The organism is Lagierella massiliensis, assembly GCF_001407835.1.
GTDB lineage: Bacteria > Bacillota > Clostridia > Tissierellales > Peptoniphilaceae > Mediannikoviicoccus > Mediannikoviicoccus massiliensis.
Genome location: NZ_CYUO01000005.1, coordinates 998,019 through 1,023,575, shown reverse-complemented (window position 1 = coordinate 1,023,575; position 25,557 = coordinate 998,019). Strand labels below are relative to the sequence as shown.

The following is a 25,557-nucleotide window of genomic DNA, read 5'->3' as shown; positions in this document are numbered from 1 at the left end:
TTTTCTATATAATTATTCATATTAAATTTTTTGTGATTTAGCTAATACGAAATAAAAAACATTATGATTAAATACAAAAGATTGTGGAAAATAATTAATTTAAAATATGGTTGAAAAATGATAAAATATTAGCAATAAGGCGAACATAAGTTTAAATGTTACAAAAAAGTTACAAAATTAGAAAAAAATGTGTCAAATCGGCTCATAAATTGGATTAGTTTTAATCTTTAAGTTATAATTTTATTAGATTTGGGAGGATAAAATAGAAAGGAAGAAAAAAATGAACAGAAAACTAATTAAAAATGTTTCTTTATTGATGGTTATAACTATGATGCTTACTACTTTATTTTTGGGAAATGGATTAGCTTCAAAGTCATTAGCTAATGAAGATATTAATATAAGTAGTATCGAAGGAGTAAAAGATATTCCTATATATATAAAAGATAGCAGGCTTGGCATCATCAATGAAAATACGAAAGTAACTTTCAAAAATCAAGATGGTTCTATAAAAGAATTTGCTTCTAATTACAATGAGGATTTAGGTCTTTATTATCTGGAACTTAATTTCGATAGCTCAGGACTATGGAAACTTCTAAATGATAATATTGACAGCAATTTAAATTTGGAAGAATTTTCTGTAAGTATTTATGAAAATCTAAGTCAGATGACAGGATTTTCAGATGGATATGTTGCAACAGAAACTTTAGAAAATAATTCTTCAATAATTGGTGAAAAATTGGAAGAACTGATTTCGACATTAATGGGATTCGATAGTTATGGAAATTATACTGATGTTAAATTAAGTTTTTCAGGACAGTCAAATGCTACATTAAATGTTTTTAATAATGGATTATCCTCTTCAATTACTGTACCAGAAAATACTTATTTACCAGCGGGTAGATATAATTTAAAAGTTCAAGCTGGTTCATTTGTAAAAGATATTTCAATTAATTTATTGTCTGATTACAGTAACAAAGAAGATTTAGAAAATACACAAACTGACTTAGCAAACTCTTCAAATATAGATAGTTTAAACACATTAAGTGGTGAATCTTCTACATCTGCCATAGTTACAGTAGATAGATTTTCTGGCAGAAGTAGATATGAAACAGCCGTTGCAATTTCAAAGAGTAAGTTTTCAAGATCAAACTATGTGGTACTTGCAAATGGTCAAGCACCTAATGATATATTGGTTGCTTCAAGTCTTGCAGGAAATTTAAAAGCTCCAATACTAATTACTGAAAAGAATTTGTTAAATGCTTCAACTAAAGCTGAAATACAAAGACTTAATGCAAGTAATATAATAGTTATTGGAGGAAATTCAAAAATTTCTTCAGGTGTAATTAATTCATTAAAGGGAATGGGAAAGAAAGTTGAAGTTATAAGTGGTTCTTCAGATGCTGATATGTCTGTAAAGGTTGCAAAAAAAGCAATGGCATTTAAGTCAACTAATACAGTTATACTATCAAGTGAAAAGAGTTTACCAGATTCACTATCAGCTTCAGCACTATCTGCTAAAAACGGATACCCTATAATATACACAGGTCAAAATTCTATTTCCGGTGTTTCAAAGAATTTTATTGGTAGTGGAAATATTTCTAATGTGATTATTGTTGGTGGAGATTCAACAGTTAGCAATAGTGTTTTAAACTCAATTAAAGCAATGGGAAAGACTGTAAGTAGAGTGTCTGGTAGATCAAGATATGAAACTTCACTATCAATTGCAAAAAACTATTTTAATAGTAGTTCAACAGTGGGACTTGCAACAGGAGTGGAATTTGTGGACAGTTTGACTTCAGGACCTGTAAGTGGATTAAATAACCAAGCAATTTTACTTGTAGATAGAAATACTTTAAGTTCAGGAATAAAAAGTTACATCCAAAGTATTAAGTCAAAGAGTGTGAATTTATATGGTGGAACCAGTTGGTTGTCCGAAGGATTTAAAGCTGAAGTCTTAAAATATTTAAATCAACTTTACAATACTTCACAAACACAAAATGTTCCAGACAGGTCTAATGACGGTAAAATTAGAATTTTATTAGACCCAGGCCATGGTGCAGGCGCAAGACATAATAGAGGATATGTTGGACCTAAGTGGAAGAACGAAGGAGATGGAAATTATAATTATTCACTTCTTCTTGCTAAGGAATTGAGGAAATATGGTATTATAGTTGATACAACAAGAGATAGCGTATGGAAGGATCCAAGTCTTCAAGCAAGAGGAGAAATGGGAAGAGGTCATGATCTTTTTATATCTCTTCATACAAATGCTTTTAATGGTAAAACCAGTGGTGTAGAAATATATGAAGATGTTAATTGTAGAGCCACAACATTGGCGACATCCCTAACAAATGTTATTTCAGATACTTTGGATATTCCAAATAGAGGCGTTAAGTACAGATATTACGGCGATAATGATTTAGGAATTAATCCAAAGGCTAATTACTATGGTGTATTAAGAGCAAATGAAGCAACTGCAGGAATGCTTATAGAACATTGCTTCCATGACTATGAGAGTGATATTTTAAAGCATGAAGCAAGGGCAGAACAACTTGCAAAAAATGTTGCAAAAACTATTGCCAAATATTTTGGGCTAATTTAAATTAAAATTAATTTAGGCTACCGATGGTAGCCTTTTTTATGCAAATTTTAAGAAAATATGATATACTAAAACAATGTTGATATTTTAATTATAATGGAGGAATATAATGAGTGCAGTATTAGTAAGTAAAGAAAAAAATAGAGCGGTTTTTACTGTTGAACTTCCAAGTGAAAAATTAGAGGAAGCAATACAAAAAGCTTATTTAAAAAATAAAAGTAGATTTTCACTTCCTGGTTTTAGGAAGGGACATGTTCCAAGAAAAATCTTAGAAATGAACTATGGAGTTGAAATATTCTTTGAAGACGCTGTAAATATGCTATTACCAGATGCATACGAAGAAGCTGTAGAAGAACTTGAACTTGAACCAGTGGCACAACCTGAAGTTGATGTAGATGAACTTGAAAAGGGAAGTCCTGTAAAGTTTAAGTTTGAAGTAGATGTAAAACCTGAAGTAGAACTTGGAGATTATTCAAATCTTGAAGCAGAAGTAAATAAATATGAAGTTACTGATGAAGATATAAGTAGAGTTATAGACAGAGAACGCGATCAAAATTCAAGAATAATTTCTGTTGAAGACAGAGCCGTTAAAGATGGAGACATTGTAAATATAGACTTTGTAGGAAAACTTGATGGAGAAGAGTTCCCTGGTGGAGACGCTGAAGGCTATGAACTCGTTATAGGTTCAGGTGCATTTATTCCGGGTTTTGAAGAACAGATAATTGGAAAAGAAATTGGACAAGAGTTTGATGTTGATGTAGTATTCCCAGAAGAATACCATGATGAAAGCCTTGCAGGAAAGAATGTTATATTTGAAGTTAAATTAAACTCTATTCAAGAAAAAGAATTACCAGAGTTAGATGATGAATTTGTAAAAGATATTTCAGAATTTGACACATTAGAAGAATACAAAAACAATGTAAAAATAGATCTTGAAGAAGAACTAAAAAAACAAGCTGAAGTTGAAAAGGAAAACAAGGCAGTAGAAGCTTTAATGGAGGTTATGAAAGTAGATATTCCTGAATCTATGATAGATATGGAAGTAGATAGAGAATATCAAAACTTCCTTTACAGAGTTCAAGGCATGGGACTTACATTAGATCAATACTTTGCAATTGCAAATTCTGATGAAGAAAAAACAAGAGAAGAACTTAGACCTGCTTCAGAAAAGAAGGTTAAGGGAGAGCTTGCTTTAGATGAATTTATTGTAAAGGAAAACATTGAAGCAACTGATGATGAAATAGATAAGGAAATTTCAGAACTTGCTAAGCAATATGAATTAAAGGATGTTGATTCATTTAAGGAAACCTTAAAAGAATCAGGAGATTTAGACTTCATAACAAATACCGTAAAGAGGAGAAAAGCCGTAGAAAAATTGGTTGAAATGGTAAAATATAAAGAAGCCTAAAACGATAGAAGGATAGGAGGTATTTTATGACTTTAGTACCTATGGTAGTTGAACAAACTAATAGGGGAGAAAGATCTTACGATATATATTCCAGACTTTTAAAAGATAGAATCATCTTTATAAGTGGTGAAATAAACAATCAGATGGCAGACTTAATTGTTGCGCAATTGCTTTTTTTGGAATCTGAAGACCCAAATAAAGATATTCAGATGTATATTAATTCTCCTGGAGGATCAGTTAGTGCCGGATTTGCAATTTATGATACTATGCAATATGTAAAATGTGATGTAAGTACAATATGTATAGGAATGGCCGCAAGTATGGGAGCTTTTTTACTTGCTGCTGGAGAGAAGGGAAAGAGATTTGCACTTCCAAACTCAGATATAATGATTCATCAACCACTTGGAGGAGCTCAAGGACAAGCAGAAGATATTAGAATACACGCTGAAAAGATTATTAAGATTAGAGAAAAATTAAATCAAATTCTATCTGAACGTACTGGTCAACCACTTGATGTTATAGAAAGAGATACTGACAGAGATAAATTCTTAGAAGCACAAGAAGCTAAGGAATATGGATTAATTGACAAAGTAATAGAAAAGTCAAATTAAGGAGGTCATATGACAAAAAAAGAGGAAAATAGAATTAGTTGCTCTTTCTGTGGAAAAACCTCCGATGAAGTCAATAGATTGATTGCAGGTCCGAATGTCTTTATATGTGATGAGTGTATTAAATTATGCAACGACATAATTGATGAAGAATTTAGAACTGCACAGGCAAAAGAAATAAAAGAGAGTAAGTTTTATAAACCAGCTGAAATAAAAAATGTTTTGGATGATTATGTTGTTCAACAAGACCAGGGTAAAAGAGCCTTAGCTGTTGCAGTATACAATCACTATAAACGACTTAACAGCAATTTAGATGATTCAGATGTTGAATTACAAAAGTCTAATATCTTATTAATTGGACCAACAGGTTCAGGTAAGACTCTCTTAGCACAAACATTAGCGAAGACTTTGGAAGTGCCATTTGCAATAGCTGACGCAACTTCTCTTACAGAAGCTGGTTATGTTGGAGAAGATGTTGAAAATATAATACTAAAACTTGTACAAGCTGCAGACTATGATATAGAAAGAGCTGAAAGAGGTATTATATATGTAGATGAAATTGATAAAATATCCAGAAAATCTGCAAATCCTTCAATAACGAGAGATGTAAGCGGAGAAGGAGTCCAACAGGCCCTTCTAAAGATTATAGAAGGCACCATTGCTAATGTTCCACCACAAGGCGGAAGAAAGCATCCTAATCAAGAATATATAGAAGTTGACACTTCAAATATTTTATTCATTTTTGGTGGTGCATTTGATGGTATTGAAAAGATAGTAGAAAAGAGAAAAGAAACTAAGTCCATTGGTTTTGGCGCGGATATTCTTGGAAAACATGGCGAAAAAGTTAATGAACTTTTGAAGGAAGTTAAACAGGAAGATTTGCTAAAATATGGTCTTATTCCGGAACTTATTGGTAGAATTCCACTAATAGTTACATTGGATGAACTTGATGTTGACTCTTTAGTAAAAATACTTTGTGAACCAAAGAATGCAATAGTTAAGCAATATAAAAAACTATTTGAGATGGATGGAGTTGAGCTTGAGTTTACCGATGAAAGTCTAAAGGCAATAGCTCAAAAGGCCTATGATAGAAAGACTGGAGCAAGAGGACTAAGATCAATAATTGAAGAACTATTACTTGACTTAATGTTTGAAATACCATCTATGAAGGGTATTGAAAAAATAGTAATAGAAGAAAAAACTGTAGTTGATGATGAAAAACCAACTTTAGTATATAATGAATAAAAGGCTCACTTTAGTGAGCCTATTTTTATGATAGATTTATGAGAGGTAAGAAATGGATAGAGAGAAAAATAATTCCCTTGAAAAAAACATTCCGGTGATACCTTTAAGAGGAGTTACGGTTTATCCTCACACGATTATGCATTTTGATGTGGGAAGGGAAAAATCAATAAACGCTTTAAATACATCTTTATTGAATGATGAGGAGATTTTACTTGTTCCACAAATTGAACCTTCAGAAGAAAATCCAAAGTTCAAAGATCTTTATGACTATGGTGTTGTTTCAGGAATAAAACAAACTTTAAAACTTCCTGGAGGTAATACCAGGGTTTTAGTTGAAGGGGAAAGTAGATGTAAAATCATTGAGTTTATAAATAAGGAAAGTTATATTGAAGCAAAGGTTCAAATAATAGAGGAAGAAGAAATAAAAAATCCAACTGAAGAGATGGATGTTTTAAAGAGAATTCTTTTAAAAGATGTTCATGAATTTGTAAGAAACAATCCTTTAATAACTCAAGAAATGGTTCTTCCACTAATGGAAATAAAAGATCCGATTACTTTATCGGATACAATTAGTTCATATTTGGATTTAAAACCAGAAGATTATTACACTTTGCTAAAAGAAGAGGATATAGAAAAAAGACTTATATCTCTCCATGAAATATTTTTGAAAGAGATAGAATATTTAAAAATTGAAGAAGAAATTAACAAAAAGGTTAATTTTCAAATAAACAAGTCACAAAGAGAGTATTTTTTAAAAGAACAGATATCAGCAATTCGAGAAGAACTTGGAGAAGATGAAGAAGGATCTATCGTAGATAGCTATATCAGAAAGATAAAAAGACTTAAACTTGATAAGGATTCACAAAAACATTTACTTAAAGAGGCAAAAAAACTTGAAACTATGTCTATGGGAAGTCCTGAAATAAATGTTGTTCAGTCATACTTAGACGAAATACTCTCACTTCCATGGAATAAAGCTTCAAAAGAAAGTTATGATATAAAGAAGGCAAGAGAAGTTTTAGATGAAGATCATTATGGTTTAAGTGATGTAAAGGAAAGAGTTTTAGAGTATATCGCTGTAAGAAAACTTACTAAAGGTCTTAAAGGACCAATACTTTGCTTTGTTGGACCTCCAGGTGTAGGTAAGACTTCAATAGTAAAATCAATTGCGAAAGCTACTAATAGAGAATTTGTCAGCATGAGACTTGGTGGAGTTAGAGACGAGGCGGAAATAAGAGGACATAGAAAAACCTATATAGGAGCAATGCCAGGAAAGATTATTAAATTATTAGAAAAAGCAGAAACTAAAAATCCGGTATTTCTATTGGATGAGATAGATAAACTTTCATCTGACTTTAGAGGAGATCCTGCATCTGCACTGCTTGAAGTTTTAGATCCAGCTCAAAATGATAGCTTTATAGATAACTATATTGAAATACCATTTGACTTATCAAAAGTTATGTTCATTACAACTGCAAATTCACTTAATACAATTCCAGATGCCCTTTTAGACAGAATGGAAATAATTAGGATTGCAGGGTACACTGAATTTGAAAAACTTAATATTGCTAAGAGACATTTAATCCCTAAGCAAATAGTAGAACATGGACTAACTGATAAACAATTTAGTATTTCTGATGGAAGTATAAGAAAGATTATTTTAAACTACACAAGGGAGTCTGGGGTTAGAAATTTAGAGAGAATAATTTCTAAAGCAGTTAGAAAATCTGTTGTTGAGATAGTTGAAAATGAAAAAGAATCAATAAAAATAGATGGAAGAAACCTTGAAAAGTATATTGGTCGTGAGAAGATAATTGACGATGATATACCTAAAGAGGACATGGTAGGCGTTGTAAATGGTTTGGCATGGACTTCTGTAGGCGGAGAGATATTGACCATTGAAGCTAATATTATGAGTGGTAGTGGCAAGTTAAGATTGACTGGAATGCTTGGAGATGTAATGAAAGAGTCGGCACAAGCAGCTGTTTCATATATAAGAAGTAATCAGGAAGCTTTAGGAATCAAGGGAGAATTTTATAAAGACAAAGATATTCACCTACACTTCCCAGAAGGTGCAGTGCCAAAAGATGGTCCTTCAGCAGGTATTTCTATAACGACTGCACTAACATCAGCATTAAGTGGTAAGAAAGTGGATCATGAACTTGCCATGACGGGAGAAATAACTTTGAGAGGAAGAGTCTTACCAATAGGAGGAGTTAAAGAAAAAGTTCTTGCTGCTAATAGATATGGTATGAAAAAAGTAATTCTTCCCTATGCGAACAAAAAAGATCTTGAAGACATACCAGAGAATGTAAAAAAGAATATTGAAATTAAATTTGTTGAAACTATAGATGAGGTATTGGAGTTGGCTTTGAATAAATAGATATCTGACATAAACTTGTAGTTAACTTTAGCTATGGTTATAATAATAGATAGGAATAAACAAAGGAGTTTTATTATGGACAATAAACAGTTAGCAATTAACACTATTAAAGTTTTATCAGCAGAAGCAGTGCAAAAAGCAAATTCAGGACACCCAGGACTTCCTTTAGGAGCAGCGCCAATGGCATTTACTCTTTGGAATGATGTCCTAAAGCACAATCCAAACAATCCGAATTGGATAAATAGAGACAGATTTATCTTATCTGCAGGACATGGATCAATGCTATTGTATTCACTTTTACATCTATTTGGATACGGTTTAAGCATTGAAGACATAAAACAATTTAGACAGTTGGATTCTAAAACACCTGGTCATCCAGAATTTGGTCATACTATTGGTGTAGAAGCCACAACAGGACCACTTGGACAAGGAATTTCTATGGCTGTTGGAATGGCAATGGCAGAGGCTCATTTGGCAGCTGTATATAACAAAGAAGGATTTGATATTATAGACCACTATACCTATGCATTGGTTGGAGACGGATGTCTGATGGAAGGAATTTCAAACGAAGCTTCATCCTTCGCAGGTACAAATGAACTTTCTAAACTTATTGTACTTTACGATTCAAATAATATTACCATCGAAGGAGATACTAACATAGCTTTTAAAGAATCCGTTAGAGATAGATATGAAGCTTTGGGATGGGATACTTTCTTAGTAGAAGACGGTAAAGATACTGAGGCGATTTTAAGAGCTATAGACGAAGCTAAAAAAACTTCAAAACCATCTTTAATTGAAGTTAAAACTAAAATTGGCGCTGACAGTCCAAGGGAAGGCATGGCAAAGGCTCATGGAGAAGCACTTGGAGAAGATGGAGTGAAAGCTTTAAAAGAAAAACTAAACTGGAATTATGAAGAAGAGTTCCATGTTCCAAGTGAAGTTTTAGAAAACATTAGGGAAGGCAATAAAAAAAGACAAGCTCAAGAAGATGAGTGGAATGTTCTTTTCGAAAAATATGAAAGAGAATATCCAAATGAAGCTTCTCAACTAAAGTGTGCTTTTAATAAGGAAATCTCAGAAACTATTTTTGATGAAGATTTTTATAAATTTGATAAAGATGATGCTTCAAGAGGATACTCAGGAACAGTTTTAAATAGGATTTCGGAAAAAGTACCTTATCTATTTGGTGGATCAGCAGACTTGTCACCATCAAACAAATCTGTTATGAAAAATTCTGAATTTTTCAAACCAGAAAACAGACAAGGTTCCAATATAAACTTTGGGGTTAGAGAAATGGCGATGGCAGCAATTGCAAATGGAATAAGCCTACATGGAGGACTTCTTCCATACGTTGCTACTTTCTTGGTGTTTAGTGATTACTTTAAACCATCAATAAGACTTTCAGCTCTAATGAATCAACAGGTGCTATATATCTTGACACACGACAGTATAGGAGTTGGTGAAGATGGACCAACCCATCAACCAATTGAACAAATAGCCATGCTTAGAGCAACTCCAAATATAACCACATTCAGACCAGCTGATGGGATTGAAACAGCTGCAGCATATGAATATGCACTATCAAATAAAACAGGACCTACAGTTTTTGCACTTTCAAGACAAAAATTGCAAAACTTAGAAGAAACTTCTAAAGATGCATTATATGGAGGATATGTATTAAAAGATTTAGGAGATAGAATAGATATTATTCTAATGGCATCTGGTTCAGAAGTTGAAATTATTTGTGAAGCAGCAGAAAGACTTAACAAACTGGGACATGGAGTAAGAGTAATTTCTATGCCAAGTTTAGATTTATTTTTAAGACAACCTAAGTCATATAGAGATAAAGTTTTACCAAACGAAATCAGAAAGAGAATATCCGTTGAAGCACTTTCAACTTTTGGATGGGATAGAGTAGTTGGACTTGATGGAGTTACAATAGGAATGGAAAGCTTTGGGGCATCAGCTCCAGCTGAAAAATTATTTGATAAATTTGGCTTTACAATTGAAAATATAGTAGAAAAATCTCTTGAAATCTTAAAAGATGAATAAATTATTATAGTAGAATTCTAAGATGTCTATTAGTGTTAAAATAGACATCTTGACTTATTTTTCACTTGATATGAACTTATAATTATGATATTATCGTAATTGAACTTATGCACAGGAGGTGGCAAATGAATACTTTTTTACAAGTTTTATTGGGATTGGCAAGTATAGTTATTATAGTTGCTGTTTTGTTTCAAGAATCTAAGTCAGATGGACTTGCTTCTTTAACTGAAAACTCTAACACTGCCGGATATGGCAGAAAAACTTCAAAAAATTACTACATTGATAGAATAGTTATAGTAGCATCAATTGTATTTTTACTTTCTGCATTGATATTGGCTATGATATCAAAGTAAACACTGTAAATTTAGCGATTAATTGAATCGCTTTATTTTTGTTATTATTAAATTATAGGAGGAAAAAATGGAATCAAATATTTTTGGTTATGTTGCCATAGGTGCAGGTGTATTAGCTTTAATCTTTGCTTTTATCAAACTTAACTCAATATCTTCAATGCCTGTGGGAACAGAAAGAATGAAAGAAATATCTTCTTTTATTCATGAAGGTGCGATGGCTTACCTTAAAAGACAAAACAAAGCTATCTTTGTATTCTTAATTGTCGTTGCAATTATATTGGGAGTTTCTATTGGAATTAGCACAGCTATTTGCTTTATCCTTGGTGGACTTTTATCAATGACAGCAGGCTATATAGGAATGGTTGCTGCAACTAAAGCAAACGTAAGAACAGCAAATGCGGCTAAAGAAGGTGGCATGCCAAAGGCTTTAAACGTTGCATTTTCCGGTGGAGCTATCATGGGAATGTGCGTAGTAGGACTTGGTATTATAGGTATTACCGCTTGTTACTTAATTTTTAAAGACGCTACAATTGTAACAGGATTTAGTTTTGGTGCTTCATCAATCGCTCTATTTGCGAGAGTTGGTGGAGGTATCTACACTAAAGCAGCAGACGTTGGAGCAGACCTTGTAGGTAAGGTAGAAGCGGGTATTCCAGAAGACGACCCAAGAAACCCTGCAGTTATTGCAGATAACGTTGGAGATAACGTTGGAGACGTTGCAGGTATGGGTGCTGACCTATTTGAATCATATGTTGGTTCAATTCTATCTGGTATTACACTTGGTATGGTAGCTTACGGTGCACAAGGTATTTATTATTCTATTGCAGTTGCTGCAATAGGTGTAATAGCATCAATTTTAGGTGTTCTATCAGTTAGAGGAGACAAAGATCCTCAAAAGGCATTAAATGGTGGTACATTACTTTCTGCAATATTAGCAATAGTAGGTGCAGGAGTGTTATCAAAAATAATACTTGAAAGCTTACAACCATTCATAGCTGTAGCTATAGGTATTGTAGTTGGAGTTTTAATCTCTCGTTTTACTGAATACTACACTTCAGGAGATAAAAAACCAGTACAAAAAATTGCACAAGAATCTGAAACAGGTTCTGCAACAAATATAATCTCTGGTCTTGCAGTAGGTATGATGTCAACAGCAGCTCCAATCATAATAATTGCAATCGGAATAATTGTTGCATTTATTTCAGCTAATGGAGCACAAAATCCACAACAAGGACTTTACGGTATAGCTATCGCAGCAATTGGTATGCTTTCAACATGTGGTATGACTATAGCAGTTGACGCTTATGGTCCTATTTCAGATAACGCAGGTGGAATTGCAGAAATGTCAAACCTACCTGAAGATGTTAGAAATATAACTGATAAGTTAGACGCAGTTGGAAATACTACAGCAGCTATCGGTAAGGGATTTGCAATAGGTTCTGCAGCTTTAACAGCTTTGGCACTATTCGCATCATATAACGAAGTAGTACAACTTAGTGCTATCGACGTATCAAAACCAGCAGTAGTTGCAGGTATGTTAATTGGTGGTATGTTACCATTCCTATTCTCATCACTAACAATGGATGCAGTAGGAACAGCAGCTAACGATATGATTATAGAAGTTAGACGTCAATTTAAAGAAATTCCGGGAATTATGGAAGGAAAAGCAACTCCTGATTATAAGACATGCGTTGACATTTCAACATCAGCAGCTTTAAAACAAATGGTTGTTCCAGGAGTTTTAGCAGTGGTTTCTCCAATTCTTATAGGATTTTTACTTGGAGCAGAAGCACTTGGTGGTCTATTAGCAGGTTCATTAATCACAGGTGTATTAATGGCAATATTTATGTCAAACGCAGGTGGAGCATGGGACAATGCAAAGAAGTACATTGAAGATGGTAACCATGGTGGAAAGGGTTCATCAGCACATGCTGCAGCCGTAAACGGAGATACAGTAGGGGATCCATTCAAAGATACATCAGGACCTTCACTAAACATCCTTATCAAATTAATGACTGTAGTATCACTTGTATTTGCTCCACTTATCTATCAATATGGTGGAATCATTCTTAATACATTTGGAAAATAAGAAATATTTAAACAAAATTTACAAGAGGAGTGTACCTAAGTGCATTCCTCTTTTACATATCCACAAATAAAAATTTAAATTAAACAAATATTCTTTAAGCAATTTTTAATAAAACTTTGTTACTATAATATATAATGAGGTGAAAAGAATGAGAATTTTGATAGTTGAAGATGAAGTTAGACTTGCAGAGGCAATATCTGAAATAGTGAAAGAAGAAAAGTATGAATCAGACATGGTACATACTGGTGTTGATGGGCTATATTATGCTTCATCTGACATATATGATTGCATTATATTAGATGTAATGCTTCCTGAGATGGATGGATTTGAAGTTTTAAAAGAAATTAGAAAAAGAGGAGTTCAAACTCCCATACTTATGTTGACAGCAAGAGATGAAGTGAAATCAAAGGTACAGGGACTTGATTATGGTGCAGATGACTATATGACTAAACCCTTTGATGTAGAAGAGCTCTTAGCTCGAATTAGGGCCATTACAAGGAGAAAAGGACAAGTAATACTGGATGAATTAAAGTTTGAAGACTTAGCTTTAGATTTAAATAATTATAGTATATCTACAAACTATAAATCTATTAATCTAACAGCTAAAGAATTTGAAATTATTAAACTTTTGATGTCAAATGCAAATATTGTCGTAACTAAAGATGATTTAATTTCTAAAATTTGGGGTTACGATTCAAATGCAGAAGATAATAATGTAGAAGTTTATATCTCCTTTATTAGAAAAAAACTAAAATTTATAAAAAGTAGAGTGGAAATAACTACTTTAAGAAAGTTGGGATACAAACTTGAATATATTGGATAAACTAAAGAAAAAGTTTTTATTGATTTCCACATCGCTTGTAGGAGCAGTTCTGTTAATAATATTTTTAGGTATTTTTTTATATTCCTATAAGGTTATTAAAACAGGTACAGATGATTACTTGGACAATGTGGTGTCAGAACTTTTGACTGGTGGCGAAATATATGGAATTCCCTTTTTTTTAAGGGGAGATAATAGAAGTCAACCAACCTTTGTTTATGAATTTGATGATGAATCAAAATTTATTGCAAGTAATATTAATATGAAATTAAAAGATGATGTTTTTAAAAGAGTTAAAGATGCAATAGACAAAGATAAATCATTAGAGGGATATGTCTTACATGAAGAATTTAAATATAAATTGGTAAAGACAAACGACGAAAAATATATTTTATTCTTGGTTAACATCTCTCCTCAGATAAAGATGGTAAAATTGTTGGGTAAATCTCTTATAAGTTCTTTTGTTCTTACCATGATAATAATAGGATTTATTTCAAAGTATTTAATTGATAAAGCGCTACAACCAGTTGAAGAGACTTGGAGAGACCAAAAACAATTTATAGCAGATGCATCCCATGAATTAAAGACACCTCTTACTGTAATACTGGCGAATCTCAAAATTTTAAAGAAATATGAGAATTATGACAAAAACCAGATAAAATGGATTGACAACACTGAACTTGAAACAAGGAGAATGAAAGACTTAGTTGAAGAAATGCTATTTTTGGCAAAAAGGGATTCTGGAAATATGACACTAAAATTTGAAGAAGTAAATTTTTCAGAATTAGTAGAAGAAGTTGCTTTGACATTTGAGTCAATTGCTTTTGAAAATGACTTAAATATAGTTTTTGAAGAAAAAGATAAGGAACTAAAATTAGAAGGAGATAGAAATCAACTAAAAAGGCTTATAATAATATTTATAGATAACGCTTGTAAATACGCAAAGCCACACAGTGATATTTCAATAGAATTAGTTAATAGAGATAAGAAAATTAAATTTTCAGTTACTTCAATGGGACCTCCAATAGATGAAGAGTGTGCAAAAAAAATATTTGATAGATTTGTTAGAGAATCAAAATCCAGATCAAGGGACTCTCAAGGTGGATATGGACTTGGGCTTGCAATTGCAAAAAGTATCACTGAAAGTCATAATGGTAAAATTTATTGGAGAAATTTTGAAGATAAAGGAAACACTTTTGTTGTAGAATTGCCCTTGTAATACTTTTTAAAATATTTGAAATGTGTTATATTAAATTATATAAGATTTTTAGAAAAATTAGGAGGAAATATGGAAGACACATTACCGGACGTCTCGAAGCAGATAGCAATATTAATTTTACTTACTGCAATTAATGGTTTTTTTGCTGCTGCGGAAATGGCGATAGTATCCGTAGACAGAAAAAAAATTAATTACTTAGCCGATGAGGAAGGGAATAAAAAAGCAAAAATACTTTTAAAGCTAATAGCTGAACCGTCAAGGTTTTTATCAACCATACAAGTTGGCATAACTTTAGCAGGGTTTTTTAGTGCAGGTTCAGCATCAGTAGGACTTACACAACAACTTGCAAGAGTATTCTTGAAATTTAGAATACCTTATTCAAGTAAAATCTCCTTCATACTAATTACAGTATTATTAGCTTATTTTAACTTAGTATTTGGAGAACTTGTCCCAAAGAGAGTGGCTTTACAAAATGCTGAAAAATTTTCTTTAGCATCAATAGGAGTTATTAACTTCTTCTATAAAGTAATGAGACCATTCGTATTTTTGTTATCTGCAACTACAAACGGAGTTTTAAGATTAATTGGTCAAGACATAAGTAATATGGAAGCAAAAGTTACCTTGGAAGAGATAAAGTCAATTGTCGAGGTAGGTCAAGAGCAAGGTATTATTGACCCTGCTGAAAGAGAGATGATTGATTCTGTAATAGGTTTTGATGACACTTTAGCAGAGGATATAATGACTGCAAGAACTGAAGCTTTTTGTATAGATATTACAAGTCCAATTGATGAATATATTGATGAGATGATGAAACTGAAATATAGTAGAATTCCGGTATATGAAGAAGAAATAGACAATATTATAGGAATTTTATACATTAAGGATTTTATGAAGGAAGCCTATACACATGGCTTTAAAAATGTTGATATTCGTAAAATTTTAAAACCTGCATTTTTTGTACCTGAAAGGAAAAATATAAACGAGCTTTTCTTAGAACTACAAGAGGCAAAAGTGCATCTTGCTGTGCTTATTGATGAATATGGTGGATTTTCAGGAATAGTTACCTTGGAAGACTTAATTGAAGAAATCATGGGAGAAATATATGATGAATATGATTTTGATGAGCCAGACTTCAAGGTTATAAATGAAAATACTTTCTTAGTTAAGGGTAACTTAGAAATTGATGAATTAAACTATAGACTTGGAAGTAAGTTTGACGAAGAGACTGAAGACTATGATACAGTAGCAGGACTTATAATATTTCATTTAGGATATATTCCAAGAGACGGTGAAAAGCCTACCCTTGAGATAGACGGTGTTAAATTTAACGTTGAAATTGTAAAAAATAAGAGGATTGAACAAGTTAAAATTATTCTAACAGAAGATTTCAACTCAGATAAAGACTCAGAGGAGAATGAAGACGATTGATATATATTAAGAACTCTAAAGAAATAGAAGCTATGTATTTATCAGGGCAAATCGTTGCCAAAATGCATAAAGAACTTAGAGATTTTATAAAGCCTGGAATAACCACAGGAGAAATAGATAAATTTTGTGAGAAATTTATACGTAGTCAAGGTGCAATTCCCGCACAGATAGGCTACCAAGGCTATCCATTTGCAACTTGCACATCGGTTAACGATGTAATTTGCCATGGATTTCCAAGTAAGCAAGTGTTAAGAGACGGAGATTTAATTACCGTTGATACAGTTGTTGAATATAATGGATTTATGGGTGACTCCGCTTGGAGTTACAAGGTCGGAGAAGTGTCTGAAGAAGTAAATAAACTTATGGACATTACAAAAGAATGTCTCTACCTTGGAATAAAGAAAGCAGTTATAGGAAACCGACTTGGTGATATTGGTCATGTAATACAAGAACACGCTGAAAAAAATGGATTTTCAGTTGTAAGGGAGTTTACAGGTCATGGAATTGGAAGAGATATGCATGAAGACCCAATGGTTCTACATTACGGACAAAGTGGAAGAGGACAAAGACTTCAAGAGGGAATGGTAATTACAATAGAGCCTATGATAAACACTGGTGACTGGAAGAGTAAAATTGATGATGACGGCTGGACTGCAAGAACAAAGGACGGAAGTTTGTCATGTCAGTATGAACATACTCTTGCAATTACAAAGGACGGACCAAGAGTTTTAACAATTCAAGATGGCGAAACAATTGACATATAAAATATAGAATTTAATCCCTAAAGTTAAATTAGCATTTGACTTTGGGGATTTTTTTATTTTCAAATGGTAACAAAAAAAACACCATAAAATATAAACTCATACATAAAACAGTATAATTAAAAATGATATACTTATCGAAGTTATCTTAAACATATACAACTAAAAGTCAAACCTTGATTAAAAATAGAATAACAAGGTTATTAAATTATCAAAAAATTATTTATTTTAGAAAAAGATAAAATTGAATTTGCACAGGAATTCATATATAATTAGTAGTAATAGAAGAAATCTTAAGAAAGGAAATCGATAATGGAAAAATTACAGAAGATAATAGATGATAAAAAGAAAAAATCTGCAAACACAAAACCCAAATACAACATGCGTAAACTAAAAGTTGGATTTGTTTCTGTGTTTTTAGGACTTTCGATCTTGTTGACATCAGTTGGCTCATATGCCAAAGAGATGGGTACAGCTACTGGTGATGGAATAGAAATTTCGGAAGAAAAAGATTTTCAAGCACTACAAGCACCACAAAAGTCAGACGATCCAAATTATTTAAATGATGAAAAAAATGTAGGAGAATATAAAGATACGCAATTGGAGAGAGGAAATGGTCCAGCTGCCATATATACTCCTCCAACTGATATGGATAGGTTTATAGATGGATTTCGCTACAAGACCCTCGAACCATCTGCTACAAGTGATGATAAAACACTTTGGGGATTCGAGATTGAATTTGATAGAGATGAGGGTCAAAGAACCTATACTGACTTTAGCTTTACTAACACTGGTAACTTAGGAACAGTACTTAAAGCTGGTACTATTCCTTCAAAAGATTTAGGAGAAAAACTTGATGACAGCTTTAAAGAAGTTAATTATAAGTCTGAATCAGAGATTGATATTACTGCATCTGGTCGTGCGTTAAGAAATTTAAATCTTTATACTGATAAAAAAGATCTTGAGCATATCAATAGTATAGACATCAAGAATACAGTCATGGCATGGGAAGGTCACTACACAAAAGACAATCCTAATGGTCTCAAGTCTACCGAGGGAGATTCTGCTGCTTTCAATTTTACAGTCAACCCATGGCCAAATGAAAATGACCAGCTTGATCTTATATATCTAAATGGAAATTATGACAAAAAAGAATTTGTCCAAGGTCAAACTATTAATACTGGAATAAAAGTAGAAAAACTTGATGATAACGCAAGAGAAAGGTTAGTAGGTCAAGTATACCATCCAGTTTCAGGCAAAGTTGTCCCAGGCGCAGAAGCATATATAGATGAAAATGATATGGTTGTAGTGAAAATGCCAGAAGGCGCCTTAAAGAAGGACGAAAATGGCAAGACTATAATCAATGAAGATTCTATCTTTAGCAAAGCTGGATACAAAAATATTCAAAGTTTAGATGTTAAATTCTTTACCCGCCCAAGAACAGAACAAGAATTTAGAAAAATTGCTGTTGCGGCACAGTATGAAGGCTTAGATTATTACACACCAACAGGTGCCGGCACAGAAGTAATTAATCACAAGGGTGAATCTGTAACAATAGACAAACAAGGTATTGCCCGTTATGACCACTACAACATAATAGGTGAATTTAAGATTAACCTTGATGACACTATGTACTATGACCAAAGGTTTGAAGACGGCAATGGTGAAGATACTACAAAGATAACTTCATCAGCTGTAAAACCAGATGAACCTTTTGAAATTAAAATCGTTCAACCAGATAATCCAAGAGATACCGACAAGTCAGCCGAAGATATGAATGGTGCTCATGAAAGAGGAGAAGCTTCTGGAGAACTTATATTAGACTTTATTGAAAAAGAAAATAAAGGAAAGAAAGAAGAAGACAAGTGGAAGGTAGACTATGATGCTGATGATATTTCTAAGTTTACTGTAACTCCTCCAGCATCGGCCAAGGCAGGAGACTTTGTGGCTATAGCTGCAAAATATACCTATACTAACGGCTCTACTGATGTTCACTGGTTCCACTTTGTTGTTCAAGAGTCAACTTATATAAAACCAGAATATGAAACACAGGTTAACTTCCCAACAAGAGAGCAAACATCACCTGCAACAGTTAAAGATGATGACAAGAGGATAAAACCAGACCACTATACTCTTCCAGATACTATAGAAACTGATGAAGAAGGAAACAAGTTTATTACAGATGATAATGGAAATAAATGGACAGTATCTCTTGATGAAAAAACAGGTACGGTAACTGCTAAGCCTGTAAACCCAGATGACTTTGACGGTGGAGAAAAGCTAACAGTACCAGTTATAGCACATTATGTAGATGAACAAAGACCAGATGAAGATATAACAGAAGAAGTTGATGCTTACTTTGTTATAAAAGAAAAAGCAAACATGACTGCTCGTTATAATGCCAAGGCTGGTAAATCTGGAGATGTGCTTTCATCAGATGTTATCCTAAACGAAGAAGACACATACAACAGAAGACCAACTAAATTTACCATTGATTCAAATACCTTTGTTGATGACGAAGGTAATACTTGGAATGTCACAATTGATGAAGATACAGGTACAGTAACTGCTACAGTACCAAATGCAGAAGAAGGCAAAGAAATTGATGGAGCTTTACTAAACGTACCAGTAACAGCCCATTACTATGAACTTGAAGACGGACAACAAATTGAAGTTGGAACAAGACAAACAGAAGTCCAATTTGTGGCTTCAGGTACCGAAGGAACTTATAAAAAAATTGAAGAAATTCCTTTTGAAACTAAGGTAGAAAAGGATCCTAAGTTTGATCCTGGTGAAATCAAAGTCATAACAGAAGGTAAAAAGGGATCTAAGGAAGTAACTTTTACTATAAAGGATTCTAAGGTAACAAAAACCGATGAAGATGTTATAGAGGAACCTCAAGAACGCCTAATTCACGTTGGCGAAGGAACTGAGGATGGCACTTATAATATTGAAGAAAAAGTTGAAGTTCCATTTGAAGTTGAAATCCAATTTGACAACACTTTAAAACCAGGTGAACAAGAAGTTATTCAAGAAGGTGTTCCAGGGGAAAAAACCAGAACTAATAAAATAACAATTGAAGATGGTGAAGTTACAAATATCGAAGAAGGCAAATTTGAAGAAACTCAAGCACCGAAAAAGAAAATAATCAAAGTTGGTTCAAAAACTGAAGGAACTTACGAATACACTAATATAATTCCTTATGGAGTTGAAATTAGAGTAAACCCTAAACTTAAAAAAGATGAACGCAAGGTAATCCAAAAGGGTGAACCAGGAGAAGAAAAATATACAGTTACTATTGAAAATTCTAAAGTAGTAAAAACATCTGACCCAGAAAGAACCAAAGAACCTAAGCCAGAAATAATTGAGGTAGGTACTGAAGATTATACTGGAGAGTTTGAATATACCGATAAGGAAGTAATTCCTTATGAAACAAAGGTTACAATTAATCCAAAGCTTGCACCAAATGAAATTAAAGAAATAACTCCAGGTAAAAATGGTTCTAAAGAAAGAAAGGTAACTCAAAAATACACCAATGGTGAAAAAGGCGAATTAGTTGTTGGTGATTATAAAATAACTGAAGAACCTGTAACAAGAGTTATAGAAGTAGGACCTGGAGCAACTGATGGCGAAGTAAAACACACAGAAGAAATACCATTTGAATATACTGTAGAATATGATCTAGACTTCTATACAAATTATCCGGATGCTAAAGACAACTACAAGATTGTAAAAGAAGGAGAACCTGGAGAAAAGACAACTACATGGACTATTAAAGATTCTAAAGTGGTAGGAAAACCTGATGAAAGAGTAACTAAAGATCCGGTAAATGCAGTTATTAAAGTTGGAAAAAAAGATCTTACAGGTACTTTCGAAACTAAGAAGACAAAGGCTGTTGAATTTGAAATAGAGTATATTGAAGATGAAACTTTAGAGCCAGGTAAAACAGTTGTTGTTCAAGAAGGTAAACTTGGTGAAGAGGAAATAACAGTAACTCATACTATAGAAAATGGTAAGATTGTTAAATCAGAAGAAGGAGACCCTGTAAGAACAAAGGATCCTGTTAAGAGAATTGTTAAAGTAGGTAAAAAACCTGCTGATCCAACTGAAGGTGAAGTTGTTAAAACTGTTGAAAGACAAATTCCTTATGAAACTAAAATAATCTATGATGAAAATCTTGAAGCTGGTTTTCAAGAAATTGTAAATGAAGGTAAGATAGGTAAGGAAGAAGTAACTATTACTCAAAAAGTTAAAGACTCTAAACCAGTTGGAGATCCAACAGAAACTACAAAAACCATTATTGAAAAAGAAGATAGAGTAGTTAGAATTGGTGTAAAACCAGTTGTTAAAGAAACTGAACTTGGTAATAATACAATATATAAACACAATCCAGAACTTAAAGAAGGCGAAGAAAAAGTCATTGAAGAAGGTTCCAAGGGTTCTGTAAAATATACTATTACCTTTAATAAGGAAACTGGTAAACTTGAAGTAACAGAAGATAGAGTTGAACCAGTGGATAAAATTGTAGAATATGGTTCTAAAACTGAAGGCGAATTTGTTTTTGAAAGTGAAGAAGCTTATGATATCAAGGTTATAGAAGATCCAGACCTTGAAGCTGGTAAGACTGTACTTGTTCAAGAAGGTATTGTAGGAAAGACAGAGACTACTGTAAAAATAGAAAACAGTAAAGAAGTTTCCAGAGATACAGAAACTCTTGTAGAAAAACAAGATAAGATAATAAGAGTTGGAACTAAAAATGTTTGTGAAATCCCACCAGTGGACCCAACAGACCCAACAGACCCAACAGACCCAACAGACCCAACAGACCCAACAGACCCAACAGACCCAACAGATCCAACAGACCCAACAGATCCAACAGATCCAACAGACCCAACAGATCCAACAGAACCAACAAAACCATCTGAACCAAAGGATCCAGAACAACCAGGTGGAGAAAATCCAAAGGATCCAGAAAAGCCAGGAGAAAAAGATCCAAATAAACCAGGCACACCAGGTAAAACTCCAGAAAAACCAGGTGAAGACAAGCCTAATAAGCCAAATGAACCAGGTAAACCAGGAGATAAAACACCAAACAAGCCAGTATCAGGAAATCAAAGTTCTAACAAAACTAATTCAAAAACTAATGCTAAGTCAAAGGCTCCTCAAACTTATGATCCAGGAGTTGCAGGATATATAAGTACAGTAGCTATAGCAGCATCAGCTCTTGCGTTCTTACAAAAGAAAAAAGAGGATGATGAAGAATAAAACTTTATAGGGAGGACTACGTGAAGAGAAAAATTATAAGTATCATCCAAGTCCTTCTTATACTGGTACTATTATGGAGTGGATATAAGATTTATCTTTATCAACAGGATAATAAATCTTATAAGGAAGTGGATAAAGATTATCAAGAGATACGAGATAATAGTTTAAAAGAAAATATTCAAGAATCTAATGAAGAGGAAGAAGATTCTGAAATAAAATCTGCAATCCTCTTTGTTAGAGATCTTAATAAAAACTATCCACAGATTAAAGCCAGGATTTTAATTGACAATTTGGAAATGGACTTTCCTGTAGTTCAGGGAAAAGATAATTCTTTTTATTTAAACCATGACTATAAGGGAAATTATCATCCTTTTGGTGCAGTTTTTATGGACTGTGTAAACTCTATTGATTTTAAAGATCAAAACACCATATTATATGGTCATAATGTAAAGTCTGGACATGTGTTTAATCCACTTAATAAATATAGGGATGAAAAATATGTTGAAGACAATCCATATATTATAATAGATAGTCTTGAAGGAAGATTCACATATGAAATATTTGCAGTATACGAGGCAAATCAGTATGAAGAATATAGATTACCTTCTTATGATGAAGAAGATTTTGAAGAATTCATATCGAGAATAGAGGAAAAGAATTTTTTAGATAGACAACTACCTAACAAAGACGATAAAATTTTAACTTTATCAACATGTTCAGACATAGATGATAGGATGGTAGTTCAAGCAAAATTGGTAAAAATTGAAAAGTAATGTAGAAAAAACGGCTATATGGCCGTTTTTTTGAGTGTATTGTTTTCTTGTTATGTTTTAATTAGTTTGTGCTTTCTAAGTATAAGATGATAGGAGTTATCTTGTGCCGGAGAAGAATCTCTCTAATCCTTTAGTACAAAATTTCCATACTTTCTATTTCTTAACAACTGGAAGATACTCATACTCCGACTTGGTTTCTCCACTAATTATATTGTAAAGAGTTGTAGCTTTTTCTTCCAGTTTAAATAAGTTTTTTGAAAGTTCATCTTCTATGGTGAAATCTTTTTTATTTACTATTAAAGAAATATTTGAATTTTCGTTTACATGTTTTAATATTTTTATTCCATTTTCATTAAATCCCAACACATTTACAAACTTAGAACGAGAAATTATAGCTTCATCGACAAAATTTTTTTCTATATTAAGTAAGCTATTTAGAATAAATCTTTTAATTCTTCCTTCTTTAAATCTTTTGCTTTTTGAGTTTTCTATAAACTCCTCGTAAGTTTTAGCTGATTTTAAATTTTTAATGAGCATATCATCAATTCCCTTTTCGTAACCAGTAATGTTGCTATGATTTCTATTTTCTATAAGAAAATGATATTTTATGATATTGTAGTAATTAAATTCGTAGCTCAAATCTTTTAATGAATTGTAAGTTGAAGAGGGAACGAATTTTTTTAATCTATCAAATCTACCTTCTACTGCCATCTTTCTAATTGCGGTTGCTGAAGGCTGTAGATTTTTTTCATAATCTACACTTAAATAGGAAGATCCTTTTCTCTTTATTGGAAGTAGTTCTATAGAAGAATTATTTTTTAATTTAGCTTTAATGTACTCCAATGCCAAAATATTGTTTGATTGAAAAATATCTTCCTGCTCTCCTGTAAGAAATATTTTAGTTGCTAATTCATATGCCTTAGGATAGGATTTGCCGCTTTTCATATGTTCTGAAATCAATTTTTCTATTTTTTCTCTGTTTTCATATTGATATTTGGCAACTTCAAAAAGATTATTAAAATTATCGGTTTCAACTCCAAAAGAAAGTATATCTACTGCCTTTAAGTCTTCTAAGATATTATATGAACCAAGGGCAAAGTTTTCAGCTGACTGCAGGGAAAAAATTGTAGGAATTTGTAAAACTAAATCCACACCTGAATCTATAGCATTTTTGCATCGTTCATATTTATTTATAATAGCAGGTTCTCCACGTTGTACAAAGTTACCAGACATTATAGAGATTATATTTGAATCAGGATATTGTTTTTTTATTTCTTTAATCTGATGTATATGCCCATTATGAAATGGGTTATATTCAGAAATAATTGCGATATTTTTCTTCAAAGCTAACAGGAACCTCCTTATTGAGTTCAATATTGTCTTTAGTTACTAAAGAATCATATGCCATAATTAATACGTTATTTTTCTTAGCATTTATTAGTGCGTTAGTAAAATCTTTGTCCATGTTGTAGTTAGGTATGAGTAAATCAACATTTTTCATTTGTATTAAAAATACAACTATAGCTCCATATCCTTCTTTAACTGCCTCTACAAGTTCATCCATATGTTTTTTTCCTCTACTTGTGGGAGATCCTGGAAAAGCTACAATTCCATTTTTCTCAAGGGAAACACCTTTAACTTCAAGAAAGTATTCTTTGTTTTCATTTTCGGAAAAAAATGATATATCAAAGCGAGATGATTTATATTTCACTTCTCTTTTTATTTCTGTTGGTTTTAGATTAGATAGAATTTTACCTTCAACAATTGCATTATAAATTATTTCATTTGGTATTTGTGAATCTAAATTGATTAACATACCATTTTTTTCTGCAGAGATTAAAGAATATTTTGTTTTTCTATTTGGATTTAAAGATTTTTCTAAATAACATAATGTTCCTGGAAGAAATATTTCACTACATCTTGAAGTGTTTTTAATGTGAACAGTTTCTAAACGGTTATTTACATACACAAGAGCTAAAAAACGATTATATCTTTTTATAAAAATCCCTTTGAATATATTAGTATACATTAAAACTCCTTATTGATTTTCTACTATGTTTATTATATACTAAAAAAAATAAAGGTGGTTGTATGGATATTAGAATTACTTTTGAAAATATATTTGAAATTGAATCTGATGCACTTGTATTTTTTTCAGATAATGCATTATTAGATGAAAATGCAGATATATTAATAGATAATGCTGGGGATAGAGTACTGAAACCATTGGCAAAAATTCAAGGTGTTGCTACGGGAGATGTAAAGGTAATTCCTGGATTTGATTTAAAACAGCTATATATTTTTTTAACTGTTCTTCCTGAAGATATCGAATCTAAAATAAATAAAATTTTATTCAAAAATACTTTTGACAAGATTGTACAATTGGCAAAGGAACTTGATTTAGAGTCAATTTCAATAAATTTAAATTATCTTAAGGAGAGATATGGAGAGTATTATATAGAATGTTTAAACAGGGTTTTACGGGATGATGAGTATAAATTTGAGGACTTAGTAGTATTTTTATCTGCTTAGTTCAATTGACTTTTACAATTGA

At 32.3% G+C, this 25,557-nt stretch carries 17 protein-coding genes; 15 read left to right on the top strand and 2 right to left on the bottom strand.

The genetic code is table 11. From position 1 onward, the window contains the following. Positions 1 to 280: 280 nt before the first annotated feature. From BN2746_RS08490 to srtB, 14 genes are all read left to right on the top strand, one after another. Positions 281 to 2,602, top strand: coding sequence for a cell wall-binding repeat-containing protein (locus BN2746_RS08490; protein WP_055079354.1), 2,322 nt, complete (start codon positions 281 to 283; stop codon positions 2,600 to 2,602). Positions 2,603 to 2,708: 106 nt separating this feature from the next. Beyond that, positions 2,709 to 4,007 (top strand): trigger factor, encoded by a 1,299-nt coding sequence (gene tig, locus BN2746_RS08485; protein ID WP_055079353.1) that lies wholly within the window; start codon positions 2,709 to 2,711, stop codon positions 4,005 to 4,007. 26 nt (positions 4,008 to 4,033) lie between these two features. Further along, positions 4,034 to 4,618, top strand: coding sequence for an ATP-dependent Clp endopeptidase proteolytic subunit ClpP (clpP, locus tag BN2746_RS08480; protein WP_055079352.1), 585 nt, complete (start codon positions 4,034 to 4,036; stop codon positions 4,616 to 4,618). Between the two features lie 9 nt (positions 4,619 to 4,627). Then, positions 4,628 to 5,860 (top strand): ATP-dependent Clp protease ATP-binding subunit ClpX, encoded by a 1,233-nt coding sequence (clpX, locus tag BN2746_RS08475; protein ID WP_055079351.1) that lies wholly within the window; start codon positions 4,628 to 4,630, stop codon positions 5,858 to 5,860. 52 nt (positions 5,861 to 5,912) lie between these two features. Further along, entirely contained in the window at positions 5,913 to 8,243 is a 2,331-nt protein-coding gene (lon, locus tag BN2746_RS08470) for an endopeptidase La (RefSeq protein ID WP_055079350.1), read from the top strand. Between the two features lie 75 nt (positions 8,244 to 8,318). Further along, the gene (gene tkt / locus BN2746_RS08465; protein WP_055079349.1) at positions 8,319 to 10,295 is read left to right on the top strand and encodes a transketolase; all 1,977 of its coding nucleotides are present in this window, start codon (positions 8,319 to 8,321) and stop codon (positions 10,293 to 10,295) included. Between the two features lie 125 nt (positions 10,296 to 10,420). Next, the gene (gene secG / locus BN2746_RS08460) at positions 10,421 to 10,648 is read left to right on the top strand and encodes a preprotein translocase subunit SecG (RefSeq protein WP_055079348.1); all 228 of its coding nucleotides are present in this window, start codon (positions 10,421 to 10,423) and stop codon (positions 10,646 to 10,648) included. A 67-nt stretch (positions 10,649 to 10,715) separates the two neighbouring features. Further along, positions 10,716 to 12,737: a sodium-translocating pyrophosphatase gene (locus tag BN2746_RS08455; RefSeq protein WP_055079347.1), complete on the top strand. Its 2,022-nt coding sequence runs from the start codon at positions 10,716 to 10,718 to the stop codon at positions 12,735 to 12,737. 148 nt (positions 12,738 to 12,885) lie between these two features. Beyond that, positions 12,886 to 13,560 carry a response regulator transcription factor gene (locus tag BN2746_RS08450; RefSeq protein ID WP_055079346.1) on the top strand — a complete coding sequence of 225 codons (675 nt, stop codon included), beginning with the start codon at positions 12,886 to 12,888 and terminating at the stop codon, positions 13,558 to 13,560. Next, on the top strand, positions 13,544 to 14,776 hold the full coding sequence (locus BN2746_RS08445) for a sensor histidine kinase (protein WP_055079345.1): 1,233 nt from the start codon (positions 13,544 to 13,546) through the stop codon (positions 14,774 to 14,776). The genes BN2746_RS08450 and BN2746_RS08445 overlap by 17 nt, the downstream gene beginning before the upstream one ends. Before the next feature lie 69 nt (positions 14,777 to 14,845). After that, complete coding sequence (locus BN2746_RS08440; protein ID WP_055079344.1) at positions 14,846 to 16,204, top strand: hemolysin family protein; 1,359 nt, start codon at positions 14,846 to 14,848, stop codon at positions 16,202 to 16,204. Next, positions 16,201 to 16,968 (top strand): type I methionyl aminopeptidase, encoded by a 768-nt coding sequence (map, locus tag BN2746_RS08435; RefSeq protein ID WP_055079343.1) that lies wholly within the window; start codon positions 16,201 to 16,203, stop codon positions 16,966 to 16,968. The genes BN2746_RS08440 and map overlap by 4 nt, the downstream gene beginning before the upstream one ends. 309 nt (positions 16,969 to 17,277) lie before the next feature. After that, positions 17,278 to 22,230 carry a G5 domain-containing protein gene (locus BN2746_RS08430; protein ID WP_055079342.1) on the top strand — a complete coding sequence of 1,651 codons (4,953 nt, stop codon included), beginning with the start codon at positions 17,278 to 17,280 and terminating at the stop codon, positions 22,228 to 22,230. A gap of 20 nt (positions 22,231 to 22,250) precedes the next feature. Further along, the gene (gene srtB / locus BN2746_RS08425) at positions 22,251 to 23,003 is read left to right on the top strand and encodes a class B sortase (RefSeq protein ID WP_055079341.1); all 753 of its coding nucleotides are present in this window, start codon (positions 22,251 to 22,253) and stop codon (positions 23,001 to 23,003) included. Between the two features lie 153 nt (positions 23,004 to 23,156). Here the strand turns inward: srtB and BN2746_RS08420 are convergent, their stop codons facing one another. Further along, positions 23,157 to 24,347, bottom strand: coding sequence for a tRNA(Met) cytidine acetate ligase (locus BN2746_RS08420; RefSeq protein WP_055079340.1), 1,191 nt, complete (start codon positions 24,345 to 24,347; stop codon positions 23,157 to 23,159). After that, entirely contained in the window at positions 24,319 to 25,032 is a 714-nt protein-coding gene (sfsA, locus tag BN2746_RS08415; protein ID WP_055079339.1) for a DNA/RNA nuclease SfsA, read from the bottom strand. The genes BN2746_RS08420 and sfsA overlap by 29 nt, the downstream gene beginning before the upstream one ends. 62 nt (positions 25,033 to 25,094) lie before the next feature. On the opposite strand from sfsA, the gene BN2746_RS08410 reads away from it, so the two are divergent. Further along, entirely contained in the window at positions 25,095 to 25,535 is a 441-nt protein-coding gene (locus tag BN2746_RS08410; protein ID WP_055079338.1) for a macro domain-containing protein, read from the top strand. Positions 25,536 to 25,557 lie beyond the last annotated feature (22 nt).